The organism is Pseudomonas zeae, assembly GCF_014268485.2.
Taxonomy (GTDB): Bacteria; Pseudomonadota; Gammaproteobacteria; order Pseudomonadales; family Pseudomonadaceae; genus Aquipseudomonas; species Aquipseudomonas neuropathica.
The window spans coordinates 2,326,021-2,340,401 of sequence record NZ_CP077090.1; the positions used below are offsets into that span (position 1 = coordinate 2,326,021).

A 14,381-nucleotide genomic window follows, 5' to 3' on the forward strand; every position below is an offset into this window, starting at 1 on the left:
TTCCGATGATGAGCCTAGCGGGCAAACCGCCCCGGCCAGCCAATGATGTTCTTCGGTCGGGGTGTTGCATACGTTCGCACTTTCGACGTCGACAAGCGCAAGCGCACCAGCGATTCCGCAATCGTTACCGCCGCCGTGACGCCATCCACCACCGGCACGCCAGTGCGCCGACGAATCTGTTCATCCAGCCCGGCCATGCCGCCGCAACCCAGGCAGATCACCTCGGCTTTGTCCTGCGTCACCGCCAGTTCTGCCTGATGCACGATGGCTTCCAAGGCACGCTGTGGCTCGTGTTCCAGTTCCAGAACGGCCAGACCACTGGCCCGTACCGATGCACAACGATCCCACAGGCCGGAGAGTTTCAGCCGATCTTCGATCAGCGGTACGGTGCGATCCAGCGTTGTCACCACCGAATAGGCGTGGCCGAGAAACATCGCCGTGCTCGCGGCCGCATCGGTGATATCCACCACTGGCACGTTGAGCAATTCCTGCAGACCTTCGCGACCGTGCTCGCCGTAGCCGGCCTGAATCACGGCATCGAACGGCTGGTCGTAGGCCATCACCCGATCCATCACCGCGATGGCCGCCAGATAGCTTTCGTAATTGCCTTCAATCGAGTCGGCACCGAAGTACGGCGTCAAACCGACGATTTCGGTACCGGGCGAGGCGACAGCCTGCGCCGAGCGGGCAATGGCCTCGGTGATGGATTCGGTGGTGTTGACGTTGACCACGAGAATACGCATGGGGAAATCCTTATAGCGGGCAGTTCTGCGGCCCGAAGTCCGGGCCACGAGGGAGTTAATGGCAGACGTTGTCGACAGCGATCGATTCGCCGCTGATGTCGGCGTAGTGCGGCTGGCGTTTGGCGATGATCAGGTAGAGCATTCCGGCGATCCCGGCGCCGATCAGCCAGGAGAACGGGGAGACGCTGTGGAAACCCGGCACGAGCGCCAGGACGATGGCGATCAGTGCCGCAGGAATAAACGCCGCCACCGCACGGAAATTCACCCCACGGCTGTAGTAATAAGCGCCGTCGGGATCTTCGCTGTAGAGCTGCGGCACGTTGATCCGGCCTTTGCGGATCAGCCAGTAGTCGACCATGATCACGCCGTACAACGGGCCGAGCAGGGCGCCGAGGCCAGACAGGAAGTACACGATCACCAGCGGGCTGTTGTAGAGATTCCACGGCAGGATCAACACGGCGATGGTCGCGCTGATCAGTCCGGCGCGGCGGAAGGTCAGGTACTTCGGCGCCAGGTTGCTCAGCACGAATGCCGGGGCGACGAAGTTGGCCATGATGTTCACCGCCACGGTGACAATCAGGAATGCCAGGCAACCGAGCACCAGGAAGAAGGTGTTGGGAATCGAGGCGATGATCTCGGTCGGGCTCTCGATGATCCGGCCGTTGATCTGAAATTGCGCACCGCAGAGCAGCACGGTAATCGCGGCGAACACCAGAATATTCACCGGCAAACCCCAGAAGTTTCCTACTTTGATGGTCTTGCGGCACGGCGATGAGCGGGCGAAGTCGCAGAAATTCAGAATCAACGTGCCGTAGATCGCCAGCCACAGTGCGCCGCCGGCAAAAATGTTGCGCCACATCTCGCCACCGGTCAGTGGCTCGCGGATCGACCAGGCGATGGTCGCGTTGGCCTGGAAGTACATCCACGCGGCGAGGGCGGCAACGGTCAGCAGAATCACTGGCCCGGCAAACGCTTCGTAACGGCGGACCATTTCCATGCCGTAGGCGAGGATCGCCAGTTGCACGAACCAGATCGCCACGAAGCACACCCAACCCAGCGACGACAGACCAAGAATCGAATCGTGGTCGTATTCGGCGAATCCGGGATGGACTGCAGTGAGCAATACGCGAAATACCACTGACGCCAGATACGTCTGAATGCCGAACCAGGCGATGGCGATAACCGCGCGGATCAGTGCAGGAATTTGCGCGCCGTGGATGCCGAAACTGATCCGGCTGATCACTGGAAACGGCACCCCGGTTTTTTGTCCCATGTAACCGGACAGGTTCATGAAGAAATACACCAGCGCCGCGCCGATCCCCAGCGACAGCAGAATCTGCCAGCCCCCCAGGCCCAAGGCGTACAGACCGATGGCGAACGAGTAGTTGGCGATGTTGTGCACATCGTTGGTCCACAGGGCAAAGATGCTGTATTTGCCCCAGCGTCGACCTTCGGCCTTGGTTGGCGCCAGATCGCTGTTGTGCAGACGCGGACTGAGTTGTAACGGCTCGGCCAGACCGTCATGGGGTAACGGTTGGTCGAGAGCAGCGGCGGGCAGATTCAGCGCGATGTTGTTGGAGAGACTTGTACGCATTCCGGCAGGCTCCTGATGTTCAGGGCCGCGATGACTGTGCATGAGCCGTCAGGCTCGACAAATCTTCGTCGCGGCAGTGAAAGCATCGCTGGTTACGGGGCATCTGCAGCCTGTACGGGATAGGGCGCTTCAGGCTTGCGGATCGAAAGTGGTTTTATGTTTTGCAGTTTTGTATACAAAACATGTATGCACCTAAGCCAGATTTGTGCCAGTCGTTGATCTATGTGCAGCCGTGCTCATTTCGAAAAGTTATCGATGTGCGCTAAGTGTCTGAAAATAATTGGCTAAAAATTGACCGGTTGAACAGGTATTTATTTTTGGCGGGGGATTTTGATGGCGGGCGGAGGCGAGGGATTTTTGGCAGGGATGTAACTTTTCAGGGCGCTTAAACAAAAAAGTGCACACATAAATGGCACCGATGGTGACATTCATGTGTACACATTTATTGATTCGCTACAAACCCCTGTAGGAGTGAGCCTGCTCGCGATAGCGGTGTATCAGCCAAAAAATTATCGACTGAGACACCGCTTTCGCGAGCAGGCTCACTCCTACAAGGGGGGAAATCAGCGCGGCAGGGAGTTACGCCTTGCTGATGATATTCCCGGCATGCAACCCGCACTCTTTCTGCGTCGCCTCTTCCCACCACCAGCGGCCTTCGCGCTCGTGCTGATTCGGCAGGACAGGGCGGGTGCACGGTTCGCAGCCGATACTGATAAAGCCGCGCTCATGCAGGCTGTTGTACGGCAACTCGAGCATGCGGATGTAACCCCAGATCTCTTCGCTGGTCATCTGCGCCAACGGGTTGAACTTGTACAGGGTGCGCTCGGGGGTGGAGAACGCGGTATCGATTTCCATCACCGCTACGGCACTACGAGTGCCCGGGCTCTGGTCGCGGCGCTGGCCGGTGGCCCAGGCTTTGACGGTGGACAATTTGCGGCGCAGCGGCTCGATCTTGCGGATACCGCAGCATTCGCCGTGGCCGTCCTTATAGAAACTGAACAGGCCTTTTTCCTTCACGAACGGTTCGAGTTTCGTGTAGTCCGGCGACACCAGTTCGATGTCGATCTTGTAGTGCTCGCGCACCTGATCGATGAAGCGGTAGGTCTCCGGGTGCAGACGGCCGGTGTCGAGGCTGAACACCTTGACGTTCTTGTTGAGCTTCCAGGCCATGTCCACCAGCACCACATCCTCGGCGCCGCTGAAAGATATCCACAAGTCATCGCCGAACTCGGCGAACGCGAGTTTGAGGATGTCTTGCGCGGATTTGTTGGCATAGGTCGTGGCGAGTTCCACGACGTCGAACGTTGCACTCATCAGGGCGGCTTCCTACAGGTCGGTGGCGCTGGGCGCTCTATATGGCGCTGATGGTAACAAAAAGCTGCACGGCTCGGGGGCGTGCTGTGCGTTGCGCGTCTGCATGTGAGCCGCTAGAGTTCGGCCTCGCTCGACTCAAATAATCAATACAAACGGGAGTGTCTTGTGGAAATTGCTTGCCTGGATCTTGAAGGGGTGTTGGTGCCGGAAATCTGGATCGCCTTCGCCGAAAAAACCGGAATCGAATCCCTCAAGGCCACCACCCGGGACATTCCCGATTACGACGTGCTGATGAAGCAGCGCCTGCGCATCCTCGATGAGCACGGCTTGAAGCTGTCGGACATTCAGGAAGTGATCGCCACACTGAAGCCGCTGGACGGCGCGGTGGAGTTCGTCAACTGGCTGCGCGAACGCTTTCAAGTGGTGATTCTGTCGGATACGTTTTACGAGTTCTCGCAGCCGCTGATGCGGCAGCTGGGCTTTCCGACGTTGCTTTGCCATCGCCTGATTACTGACGAAACCGGGCGGGTGACCAGCTATCAGTTGCGCCAGAAAGATCCCAAGCGCCAGTCGGTACTGGCGTTCAAGAGCCTGTATTACCGGGTGATTGCGGCGGGGGATTCGTATAACGACACGACGATGCTGGGCGAGGCTGATGCGGGGATTCTGTTTCATGCGCCGGAGAATGTGATTCGTGAGTTCCCGCAGTTTCCTGCGGTGCATACCTTTGCCGAGTTGAAGCAGGAATTCCTCAAAGCCTCAAATCGCGACCTGAGTTTGTAGTCGTCTGGAAGGGCCCCTTCGCGAGCAGGCTCGCTCCCACACTTGGAATGCATTCCCCTGTGGGAGCGAGCCTGCTCGCGAAGCTTTTAGAGGTTTTGCAGGGTTTCCAGCAGAACCTTCACTTTGGTAATCGACTCCTGATATTCAGCCTGCCAATCCGAATCGGCCACAATTCCGCCACCGCCCCAGCAGCACACCTGCCCATCCTTGACCAACAGACTGCGAATCGCGATGGAACTGTCCATCTCGCCGCGCACGTCCAGATACAGCAACGAGCCGCAATACAACCCACGCCGCGTCGGTTCCAGCTCATCGATGATTTGCATCGCGCGAATCTTCGGCGCGCCGGTAATCGAGCCACCGGGGAAGCTGCCGGCAATCAAATCCAGTGCGTCACGATCATCCGCCAGCTCACCGGTGACGCTGCTGACCAGGTGATGCACGTTCGGATAGCTTTCCAGGCTGAACAGCTCCGGCACCCGCACCGAACCGATGCGGCAGGTGCGCCCGAGGTCGTTGCGCAGCAGGTCGACGATCATCAGGTTTTCCGCACGATCCTTGGGGCTGGTCAGCAGTTCGGCGGCGTTCGCGGCATCTTCGGCCGGGGTCAGGCCACGCGGACGGGTGCCTTTGATCGGGCGGGTTTCCACCTGGCGCTGGCTGACTTTGACAAAGCGCTCTGGTGACATGCTCAGCACGGCGCCGCCGTCGGGCAGGCTCTGGAAACCGGAGAACGGCGTCGGGCAGGCTTCGCGCAATGCGCAATAAGCCAGCCACGGATCGCCTTGGCATGAAGCGCGAAAGCGCTGAGCGAAGTTGACCTGATAGCAGTCGCCGGCCTGAATGTAATGCTGGATGCGCTCGAAGGCCTGACGATAATTGTCGGCCGAGAGGTCGGCGGTCATTGGCTGGTTCAGTTTGAACGGCGCCATCGACTCGACAAGCGGCTGGCTGAACAGCGCGATCAGCCGCTGTTTCTCGCTATCGAGCACTGTCGGGTGAAAGACCAATTGGCTGCTGGCCGTCTGGTGATCGCTGATCAGTGCCCAGGCGTACAGGCCAAAGCGGGCATCCGGCATTTGCAGATCATCCAGCGCCTGGCTCGGCAGGTTTTCCAGATGCCGACCGAAATCGTAGCTCAGGTAGCCGATCAAACCGCCAGCGAATGGCAGGTCGAAACCCGTTGGCAAATCAGCCTTGCCCAGACGGGTCAGATTATCCCGCAGGCGTTGTAGGAATACGCCGCCGCTTTCGTCGGGCAACACCGCCAGATGTTCCAGCGGCCAGGCGCTGAGCAGGTCATAACGACCACGGTCGGCACTCGGCCGGCCACTGTCGAGCAGCACGGCGCCGGGCGCGTTGCGGATGGCCGCGAAGTAGTCGGCGGGATTGGCATGGTAGGGCAGCGGGTGTACGGAACAGGTCAACATGGGCGGGGCAGATCGGCCGTTGAGGCGGGGTGGGGATTGTAGTCCTCTCCGATGCCAGATCAAAGTCAAAAGCCTCCCCCTCACTGTAGAGACCGGTACATCCTTTACAAATTAGACCGGGGACATCGTTTACACCTTTACAGGCTTGAAACGCGTTTGGCGCCTCTTTCAAGCCTGCCTAAACAGTGGCTGCAAAGGTACAGTTCCCAAGCGTCATCAGCCACTTCCTTCAACGCGATGTCCTCTCCAATTAGAGCCTCTCCTAGAAAAATCAGCTGTCCTTTCCATTTAATTTCCCCATTTGACCGAACCTTACGTACTTCAACATCGGAACCGTATTCAAGCGCAGGCAAGTAACCGGGATAAGCGCGTATCGACGGGCGATAGACAGATGCCGGCGGTTTCATGCCCAGCGCGGTGTGCGGTCGGTGGTGGTTGAAGTCTTGGATGAAATCCTGAAAAGCCAGCTGCTGGCGCACCAGGTTTTCCGCCGGTGGCACTGCTGCCTTTAGCGTTCGATGCATCCGTTCATGTCGACCATTTTGGTCGGGACGGCCAGGTGTAATCGTTTCGACATGGATTCCGAGCCTGATGAACCAAACCGATAACTTCGAAAGTCGCGCCAGACCTGTCGACGCAAAAGGAGCGCCATTATCAGTGCGGATCACATCCGGCAGCCCATATTCTCGAAAAGCCCACTCGAAGCCTTCCCGCGTCGGCGCTCCGTGCGTACTGGGCAAAGCGCGACAGACGAATAAAAAGCGGCTCATCTGATCGGTAATGGTCAGCGGATAGCACCAATTACCGTCCTGCATTTTGAACTGCCCTTTGTAATCAGCACACCAAGTCTGGTTGGGCGCGTCGACCGGACGTAAATGTGTTGGAGCACGGGGACGGGGGGATAGGGCCGTCGTGCCACCACCAAACCAGCTTTCTTCAACCACTCCCCGGCGGTACTCGCCGCCGGCCATTGATATGCGGATCGGAATCGCGCAGGCGACCAATGATCTGCTTGGGTCCCCGATCGGGATGTTCGTTTTTCTTGGCCAGCAACTTGGCGATGATTTCATCGGAAGTTTGGTGAGGGCAATTCAGCGGCTTACGCGACTGCTCTTTCAAGCCATCCACGCCCAACGCTGCATACCGTTCCAGCCACTTGTCGATGGTTGGACGACTGACGCCATACCGCCGGCTTAATTGGCTTTTGGTGTAGCTGCCGCTGAGCCAATCGCTAATTAACTTCACTCGTTGATCCATTGGGGACTCTTGTTTCCAGGGCATGGTCAGCACCTCCTGACCATGATTGATACCTGTAAACCATGTCCCCGGTCTCAAACGTAAAGGATGTACCCGGTCTTTACCCACCCCAACCCTCTCCCCCAAGGGGGCGAGGGGGAAAGGGAGCAGATCTTCATGCTTTTCAAGATCCGAGTTCGGCTCGATATCTCAAGCTGGCGAGGGGGAAAGGGAGCCGATCTTCATGCTTTTCAAGACCCGAGTTCGGCTCGATATCTCAAGCTGGCGAGGGGGAAAGGGAGCAGATCTTCATGCTTTTCAAGATCCGAGTTCGGCTCGATATCTCAAGCTGGCGAGGGGGAAAGGGAGCAGATCTTCATGCTTTTCAAGATCCGAGTTCGGCTCGATATCTCAAGCTGGCGAGGGGGAAAGGGAGCAGAACTTCATGCTTTTCAAGATCCGAGTTCGGCTCGATATCTCAAGCTGGCGAGGGGAAAGGGAGCCGATCTTCATGCTTTTCAAGACCCGAGTTCGGCTCGATATCTCAAGCTGGCGAGGGGGAAAGGGAGCAGATCTTCATGCTTTTCAAGATCCGAGTTCGGCTCGATATCTCAAGCTGGCGAGGGGGAAAGGGAGCAGATCTTCATGCTTTTCAAGATCCGAGTTCGGCTCGATATCTCAAGCTGGCGAGGGGGAAAGGGAGCAGGTCTTCATGCTTTTCAAGATCCGAGTTCGGCTCGATATCTCAAGCTGGCGAGGGGAAAGGGAGCCGATCATCATGCTTTTCAATGCCTGAGTTCGACTCAAGACGTTCAGGTCGGCGTACCTCGAACATCCACCTCGGTCAGTCCCCTCTCCCTTTGGGAGAGGGCTAGGGTGAGGGGCTTTTTGTTTTTCAGCTTTTAGCCTTCCACAGCAGGAATATGCCCGAACATCTCCTGCGTAAACGCCACCCGCTCTTCAACCGATTCCGTCACCCCACGCGCCTTCAGCTCTTCCAGCCGCGCTTCAACCGCATGGGTACGCAACGTCAGCCCACAGTCGTTAGCAATCTGAATATTCAGCCCAGGCCGCGCATTCAGCTCGAGAATCAGTGGACCTTTCTCCTGATCAAGCACCATATCAACACCGATATAACCCAATCCACACAGCTCATAGCAGCCGGCGGCAAGTTTCATGAAACCGTCCCAGTAGGGCAGTTGCACGCCGTCCACCGCGTTGGTGGTGTCAGGGTGTTTGGCGATGATGTTGTTCAGCCAGGTGCCGCGCAACGTCAGGCCCGTGGCCAGGTCAACACCGACACCGATGGCGCCCTGGTGCAGGTTGGCCTTGCCGCCGGACTGCCGGGTCGGCAAGCGCAGCATGGCCATCACCGGGTAGCCCATCAGCACGATGATGCGGATGTCCGGCACGCCTTCGTAGCTGATGCTTTTGAAGATCTGATCCGGGGTCACGCGGTATTCGATCAGCGCGCGATCACGGTGGCCGCCCAGCGAATACAGGCCAGTGAGGATGCTCGAGATGTGATGCTCCAGCTCTTCATGAGCGAGGATCTTGCCTGACACCGTGCGATAGCGGCCCTCGAAGCGGTCGGCAATCACGATGATGCCGTCACCGCCAGCGCCTTGGGCCGGTTTGATCACGAAGTCGTTGCGCCCGCCGATGATCTCGTCGAGCTTGTCGATTTCCTTCTCGGTGGAGATCACGCCGTACAGCTCCGGCACGTGAATGCCGGCCTCGATGGCGCGCTCCTTGGTGATGATCTTGTCATCGACAATCGGGTACAGGCTGCGCTTGTTGTACTTGAGCACGTAGTCGGCGTTACGCCGATTGATGCCCATGATGCCCCGCGCCTCCAGGGCCTTCCAGGTCTTCCAGAAACCGAACATCAGGCGTCAGCCTTCTTCAGGAAAGCCTTGAAGCGCACCAGCTCGGTCAGGCGGTAGCCGCGATAACGACCCATCGCCAACATGAAGCCGACCAGAATCAGCAGGATCGCCGGGAAGGTGAACACGAAGTAGACCAGCTCTGGCACGGTCATGATCAGGTGCGCGAGTGACGCCGCGAACAGCGTGCCGATCGCGACTTTCATCGCATGGCTGGCGCCGCGTTCTTCCCAGGTGATCGACAGACGTTCGATGGTCATGGTCAGAATCACCATCGGGAACAGCGCCACCGACAGCCCGCGTTCCAGGCCAAGTTTGTGGCTGAACAGGCTGATCGCTGCGATCAGCACCACAACAAAGGTCAACACCACCGAGAGTCGCGGCAGCATTTGCAGCTTCAGGTGTTCCAGATACGAGCGTAATGACAAACCCAGCGCCGTGATCACGGTAAACAACAGAATGCCGAAGCCCAGTTGCGTTTCACGGAAGGCGAGGGCGATCAGCACCGGGGTGAACGTGCCGAGTGTCTGCAGGCCGATCAGGTTGCGCAGAATCAGGATCACCAGCACGCCGATCGGGATCATCACCATGATCATGAACGTCTGCTGCGTCTGCAGCGGCAAGCCGTACAGCGAGTATTCGAGGAAGTTGGCGTCGGTGTTTTCGTCCGTCAGCTTGGCCAGACGAATCGCATTCATCTCGCTGTTGTTCAGGCTGAAGGTCACGTTGGCCTTTTTGCCGCCATCGACGGTGATCAGGTTTTCATCGCCGGTCCACCAAAGCAGGCGGTCGGTCGGCAGGCCCTGCTCGCCGGTTTCCGGGTTGAAGTACAGCCAGTCGTTGCCGTTGAAGCTGCGCAGCCACAGTTCCGGGGTTTGCGGCTGGTCGGCGACGAGGCGGATGGTGTGGACTTTTTCCACCGGCACGTGGGCGATGGACAGCAGCAGTTCAACGATTTTGGCTTTGTGCGGCGTCGACGGATCGCCGGCCAGCAGCAGTTTCACGTTGTCGTCGTTGACGTTGTTGACGCGTTTGATCGCCTCGCCAATAAAGGTTTCGACGTCGGCGGAATGCTGGCGGATCGGCGCGAGCAGGGCTTCGGCGGCGATTTTTTCAGGACCTTCGATGGCGATGCTGTCGCGGAAGGTCGGGCCTTTGATCTTGGATTTTTCGGCGGTGTAACGCTTGGTCAGCACCAGACGGTAATAAAGTGTCTGGTTGCCCTTGGCCCGGCGCGCCGACCAGGTGACCTTGCGGTTGCCGTCGACGCGGTTGACGGCGACACCGTAGTTATTGGAGATAAAGCTTTCATTGAGGCTGACGTAATCGCGGCTCAACGGTGGCACGAACATCTGGATCTTCACCGGATCCTTGGTGCTGGCGACGAACTCGACCTTGGCGTCGATGTTCCACAAGTCGTCGGTGGCGTCTTCGGTCACCGGGATGCCGAGCACGAAAATCTGATAGGCCGTAACCGAAACGCCCAGGAGCACCAGAATGGTGATCAGGATTTTCAGGTGGAAGGTTAGAGAACGCATGGAAATTACTCGGCGGTATGAGCGGCGATGGTGCAGGCGGGTTTGCCGGCAGCGTATTTAAGGCTTGGATCGACCAGCGCATCAAAGCGTTTCAGCGCTTCGGAGCCAATCAAAAGCGGATATTGGAACGCACTTCGGTCGGTCAGGTTCACTTCGATGCTGCGCATCGCCGTGCCCATGCAGATATCCAGCTCGATCACCGGACGGGCGGTGTACTTCTTGCCTTCCTCCGGGTCGTAATCGCCGGCGCGGCGCTTGATCTTGCTGACCCGCGCCAGCGGCCGTTCGATCGGGTGCGAATGCGCGGCGTCGATGGCCAGGTAGAAACGTACCCAGGACTCACCGTTGCGTTTAAAGCGTTTGATGTCGCGGGCACTCAGCGATGCGGTTTTCGCACCGGTGTCGAGTTTGGCCGCAACTTCCAGGTTGATGCCGTCAAGCGAAGCGTATTCGTTGAGGCCGTACACGGTTTTTTCCCCCGCGGCGGCGAGGCCGGGCAGGCAAAACAGGGCAAAGAATGTGGGAAAAGGCTTGAGTCTCATAAATCCTGGTGCGCAGCGTTCCGTTTTCGGTTCAGGTCCTTGGCAAAACTTGCGCAAGGCCCTTCGTGTGCCTGGCAGCTTTTTATGACAAGCCGTACAAATGGCCAGCAAATGCGGGCGGCATTCTAGCACGGTGGGTTTATGGCGCCAGCGCTTGGGCCGGTCTATAAAAGATCAGAAGATCGCAGCCTTCGGCAGCTCCTACATTGGATTTGCGTGCGCCCTGTAGGAGCTGCCGAAGGCTGCGATCTTTTAAGGTTATTAGACGATTGTCGACAATACCTATTTATCCTTTGACTGATGCGGGCGAATTGGCTAGTTTTTGCCGCATTGGATTTAAAGGTGTCGACAATCATGCTGGATCAACTCGATCCCCCGGTCATCAGCGGCGACGATTCCGAGACGCTCTCGGAAAACGTCTTCCGGCGCATTCAAGCGGCCATCGTCAAAGGTGAGATCGCCCCGGGCAGCAAGATCTCCGAGCCGGAGCTGGCGCGCACCTACGGCATCAGTCGCGGGCCGTTGCGTGAGGCGATTCATCGGCTCGAAGGCCAGCGCCTGCTGGTGCGCGTACCGCACGTCGGTGCACGGGTGGTGTCGCTCAGCCATGCCGAATTGCTTGAACTCTACGAAATTCGCGAATCCCTCGAAGGCATGGCCTGCCGTCTGGCGGCCGAACGCATGAGCGTCGAAGAAATCGACGAGCTGCGCCGGGTGCTGGAAACCCACGAGCGCGACGCGGCGTTTCAGGCCGGCGTTGGCTATTACCAGCAGGAAGGCGATTTCGACTTCCACTACCGGATCATCCAGGGCAGCGGCAACCGCACACTGACGCAGATGCTCTGCGGCGAGCTGTATCAACTGGTGCGCATGTACCGCATCCAGTTCTCGACCACGCCGAACCGCCCGCGCCAGGCCTTTGCCGAACACCACCGGATTCTCGATGCCATCGCCGACCGTGACGGCGAACTCGCGGAATTGTTGATGCGCCGTCACATCGGCGCTTCGAAACGCAACATCGCCCGTCATTACCAGGACGGCGCCCACAACAAGACAGCCACTGAACGAGGTGAGTCATGAGTTCCAACCTGAACACTCCAGGCCAGCGTTTCCGCGATGCGGTCGCCAGCGAGCATCCATTGCAAGTGGTCGGCGCGATCAACGCCAACCACGCGCTGCTGGCCAAGCGCGCCGGTTTCAAGGCGATCTACCTGTCCGGTGGCGGCGTGGCCGCAGGTTCCCTCGGCGTGCCGGATCTGGGCATCACCGGCCTGGACGACGTGCTGACTGACGTGCGGCGCATCACCGACGTCTGCGATCTGCCGCTGCTGGTCGATGTGGACACCGGTTTCGGCTCGTCGGCGTTCAATGTGGCGCGCACGGTCAAGTCGATGATCAAGTTCGGCGCTGCGGCGATTCACATCGAGGACCAGGTTGGCGCCAAGCGTTGTGGCCACCGTCCTAATAAAGAGATCGTCAGCCAGCAGGAAATGGTTGATCGCATCAAGGCTGCGGTGGATGCGCGTACCGATGACAGCTTTGTGATCATGGCGCGAACCGATGCACTGGCGGTGGAAGGTCTGGAGTCGGCACTCGATCGCGCAGCCGCATGCATCGAGGCCGGTGCCGACATGATCTTCCCGGAAGCCATCACTGAACTGGAAATGTACAAGCTGTTCGCCAACCGTGTGAAAGCGCCGATTCTGGCCAATATCACCGAGTTCGGCGCGACGCCGCTGTACACCACCGAGCAACTGGCTGGCGCCGATGTGTCGCTGGTGCTGTATCCGCTGTCGGCGTTCCGCGCGATGAACAAGGCAGCAGAAAACGTTTACACCGCGATCCGCCGCGATGGCACGCAGCAGAATGTCATCGACACCATGCAGACTCGCATGGAGCTTTACGATCGCATCGACTACCACACCTTCGAGCAGAAGCTCGATGCGTTGTTTGCACAAAAGAAAGGCTGAACAAGACCCCTGTGGGAGCGAGCCTGCTCGCGAAGGACGCCAACGATAACGCGGTGTCCCTGACGCACAGAGGTGTTCCAGCCACCTTCGCGAGCAGGCTCGCTCCCACAAGTTTTCCCCATACAAATTCAAAAAGATTGGAGAACACAATGGCCGAAGCAAAAGTACTCAGTGGTGCCGGGCTCCGTGGCCAGGTTGCCGGGCAAACCGCACTGTCCACCGTGGGCCAGGCCGGTGCCGGGCTGACCTATCGCGGCTACGACGTGCGCGAACTGGCAGCCGATGCGCAATTTGAAGAAGTCGCGTACCTGCTGCTCTACGGCGAGCTGCCGACGAAGGCGCAACTCGACGAATACCAAGGCAAACTGAGCAAGCTGCGCGACCTGCCGCCAGCGCTGAAAGAAGTGCTCGAACGCATCCCCGCCGACGCCCACCCGATGGACGTGATGCGCACCGGTTGCTCGTTCCTTGGCAACCTCGAGCCGGAGCAAGACTTCTCCGAGCAGCGCGACAAGACTGACCGCTTGCTGGCCGCGTTCCCGGCGATCATGTGCTACTGGTATCGCTTCAGCCACGACGGCAAACGCATCAACTGCGTCAGTGACGAGCCGACTATCGGCGGTCACTTCCTGCACCTGCTGCACGACAAGAAGCCAAGCGAACTGCACGTCAAAGTGATGAACGTTTCGCTGATCCTCTACGCCGAACACGAATTCAACGCCTCGACCTTCACCGCGCGCGTTTGCGCTTCGACCCTGTCTGATCTTTATTCCTGCGTGACCGCCGCCATCGGTTCGCTGCGTGGCCCGTTGCACGGCGGTGCCAACGAAGCGGCGATGGAAATGATCGAGCGTTTCTCGTCGCCGGAAGAGGCGATCAAGGGCACCCTCGGCATGCTCGAGCGCAAGGACAAGATCATGGGCTTCGGCCACGCGATCTATAAGGACAGCGATCCGCGCAACGAGGTGATCAAGGGCTGGTCGAAAAAACTCGCGGACGAGGTCGGCGACAAGGTGTTGTTCGCGGTTTCCGAAGCCATCGACAAGACCATGTGGGAGCAGAAAAAACTGTTCCCCAACGCCGATTTCTACCATGCCTCGGCGTACCACTTCATGGGCATTCCGACCAAGCTGTTCACGCCGATCTTCGTCTGCTCGCGCCTGACCGGCTGGGCCGCGCACGTGTTCGAACAGCGTGCCAATAACCGCATCATCCGCCCAAGCGCCGAGTACATCGGCGTTGAACAGCGCAAGTTCGTGCCAATCGAACGTCGCTGAAATGGTGAGCTGACCCGAAGCGCAAGATCACCGCTAAACCCTGTAGGAGTGAGCCTGCTCGCGATGAC

The 14,381-nt window shown here is 58.6% G+C and carries 12 protein-coding genes and 1 pseudogene; 5 read left to right on the plus strand and 8 right to left on the minus strand.

Annotated features, from left to right (window positions below; genetic code table 11):
- Positions 1-14: 14 nt before the first annotated feature.
- The 3 genes from HU754_RS10360 to HU754_RS10370 all read right to left on the minus strand — a co-directional run bounded on the left by HU754_RS10360 (position 15) and on the right by HU754_RS10370 (position 3,651).
- The gene (locus HU754_RS10360; protein ID WP_186625681.1) at positions 15-743 is read right to left on the minus strand and encodes an aspartate/glutamate racemase family protein; all 729 of its coding nucleotides are present in this window, start codon (positions 741-743) and stop codon (positions 15-17) included.
- A 55-nt stretch (positions 744-798) separates the two neighbouring features.
- Positions 799-2,337, minus strand: a complete 1,539-nt coding sequence (locus HU754_RS10365) for an NCS1 family nucleobase:cation symporter-1 (protein WP_099758447.1) — start codon at positions 2,335-2,337, stop codon at positions 799-801.
- 579 nt (positions 2,338-2,916) lie between these two features.
- A complete protein-coding gene (locus HU754_RS10370) occupies positions 2,917-3,651 on the minus strand; it encodes a phosphoadenylyl-sulfate reductase (protein WP_093431738.1) in 735 nt (244 codons plus the stop codon).
- Positions 3,652-3,816: 165 nt separating this feature from the next.
- Here HU754_RS10370 and thrH point away from each other — a divergent pair, with 165 nt between their 5' ends.
- Positions 3,817-4,434 (plus strand): bifunctional phosphoserine phosphatase/homoserine phosphotransferase ThrH, encoded by a 618-nt coding sequence (gene thrH / locus HU754_RS10375; RefSeq protein WP_007916444.1) that lies wholly within the window; start codon positions 3,817-3,819, stop codon positions 4,432-4,434.
- 86 nt (positions 4,435-4,520) lie between these two features.
- Here thrH and pabB read toward each other — a convergent pair whose 3' ends face one another.
- Positions 4,521-5,864 (minus strand): aminodeoxychorismate synthase component I, encoded by a 1,344-nt coding sequence (gene pabB, locus HU754_RS10380; protein WP_186625679.1) that lies wholly within the window; start codon positions 5,862-5,864, stop codon positions 4,521-4,523.
- Between the two features lie 137 nt (positions 5,865-6,001).
- Positions 6,002-7,145, minus strand: a pseudogene (locus tag HU754_RS10385) (integrase core domain-containing protein).
- Positions 7,146-7,344: 199 nt separating this feature from the next.
- Here HU754_RS10385 and HU754_RS10390 point away from each other — a divergent pair.
- A complete protein-coding gene (locus HU754_RS10390) occupies positions 7,345-7,896 on the plus strand; it encodes a hypothetical protein (protein WP_217827616.1) in 552 nt (183 codons plus the stop codon).
- A 106-nt stretch (positions 7,897-8,002) separates the two neighbouring features.
- Here the strand turns inward: HU754_RS10390 and HU754_RS10395 are convergent, their stop codons facing one another.
- From HU754_RS10395 to rloA, 3 genes are read right to left on the minus strand one after another with little or no spacing between them, the layout of a single operon-like run.
- A complete protein-coding gene (locus HU754_RS10395; RefSeq protein WP_093431747.1) occupies positions 8,003-8,989 on the minus strand; it encodes an alpha-L-glutamate ligase-like protein in 987 nt (328 codons plus the stop codon).
- Positions 8,989-10,524 carry an osmotic stress tolerance membrane protein RloB gene (gene rloB, locus HU754_RS10400; RefSeq protein ID WP_093431750.1) on the minus strand — a complete coding sequence of 512 codons (1,536 nt, stop codon included), beginning with the start codon at positions 10,522-10,524 and terminating at the stop codon, positions 8,989-8,991. The genes HU754_RS10395 and rloB overlap by 1 nt, the downstream gene beginning before the upstream one ends.
- 5 nt (positions 10,525-10,529) lie before the next feature.
- On the minus strand, positions 10,530-11,066 hold the full coding sequence (gene rloA / locus HU754_RS10405; RefSeq protein WP_053116866.1) for a retropepsin-like aspartic peptidase RloA: 537 nt from the start codon (positions 11,064-11,066) through the stop codon (positions 10,530-10,532).
- 357 nt (positions 11,067-11,423) lie between these two features.
- Here rloA and HU754_RS10410 point away from each other — a divergent pair, with 357 nt between their 5' ends.
- The 3 genes from HU754_RS10410 to prpC all read left to right on the plus strand — a co-directional run bounded on the left by HU754_RS10410 (position 11,424) and on the right by prpC (position 14,313).
- Positions 11,424-12,146 (plus strand): GntR family transcriptional regulator, encoded by a 723-nt coding sequence (locus HU754_RS10410; protein ID WP_172828118.1) that lies wholly within the window; start codon positions 11,424-11,426, stop codon positions 12,144-12,146.
- Positions 12,143-13,036 carry a methylisocitrate lyase gene (gene prpB / locus HU754_RS10415; RefSeq protein WP_093431754.1) on the plus strand — a complete coding sequence of 298 codons (894 nt, stop codon included), beginning with the start codon at positions 12,143-12,145 and terminating at the stop codon, positions 13,034-13,036. The genes HU754_RS10410 and prpB overlap by 4 nt, the downstream gene beginning before the upstream one ends.
- Positions 13,037-13,185: 149 nt before the next feature.
- Entirely contained in the window at positions 13,186-14,313 is a 1,128-nt protein-coding gene (gene prpC, locus HU754_RS10420; RefSeq protein ID WP_186623477.1) for a bifunctional 2-methylcitrate synthase/citrate synthase, read from the plus strand.
- The last annotated feature ends 68 nt before the right edge of the window (positions 14,314-14,381 follow it).

What these genes read in the sequence shown, in the direction of transcription:
- pabB (WP_186625679.1), bottom strand. Translation starts at nt 5,864, where the DNA reads ATGTTGACCTGTTCCGTACACCCGCTGCCCTACCATGCCAATCCCGCC.
- prpC (WP_186623477.1), top strand. Translation starts at nt 13,186, where the DNA reads ATGGCCGAAGCAAAAGTACTCAGTGGTGCCGGGCTCCGTGGCCAGGTT.
- prpB (WP_093431754.1), top strand. Translation starts at nt 12,143, where the DNA reads ATGAGTTCCAACCTGAACACTCCAGGCCAGCGTTTCCGCGATGCGGTC.
- HU754_RS10360 (WP_186625681.1), bottom strand. Translation starts at nt 743, where the DNA reads ATGCGTATTCTCGTGGTCAACGTCAACACCACCGAATCCATCACCGAG.
- HU754_RS10390 (WP_217827616.1), top strand. Translation starts at nt 7,345, where the DNA reads ATGCTTTTCAAGACCCGAGTTCGGCTCGATATCTCAAGCTGGCGAGGG.
- HU754_RS10365 (WP_099758447.1), bottom strand. Translation starts at nt 2,337, where the DNA reads ATGCGTACAAGTCTCTCCAACAACATCGCGCTGAATCTGCCCGCCGCT.
- HU754_RS10395 (WP_093431747.1), bottom strand. Translation starts at nt 8,989, where the DNA reads ATGTTCGGTTTCTGGAAGACCTGGAAGGCCCTGGAGGCGCGGGGCATC.
- HU754_RS10370 (WP_093431738.1), bottom strand. Translation starts at nt 3,651, where the DNA reads ATGAGTGCAACGTTCGACGTCGTGGAACTCGCCACGACCTATGCCAAC.
- rloB (WP_093431750.1), bottom strand. Translation starts at nt 10,524, where the DNA reads ATGCGTTCTCTAACCTTCCACCTGAAAATCCTGATCACCATTCTGGTG.
- rloA (WP_053116866.1), bottom strand. Translation starts at nt 11,066, where the DNA reads ATGAGACTCAAGCCTTTTCCCACATTCTTTGCCCTGTTTTGCCTGCCC.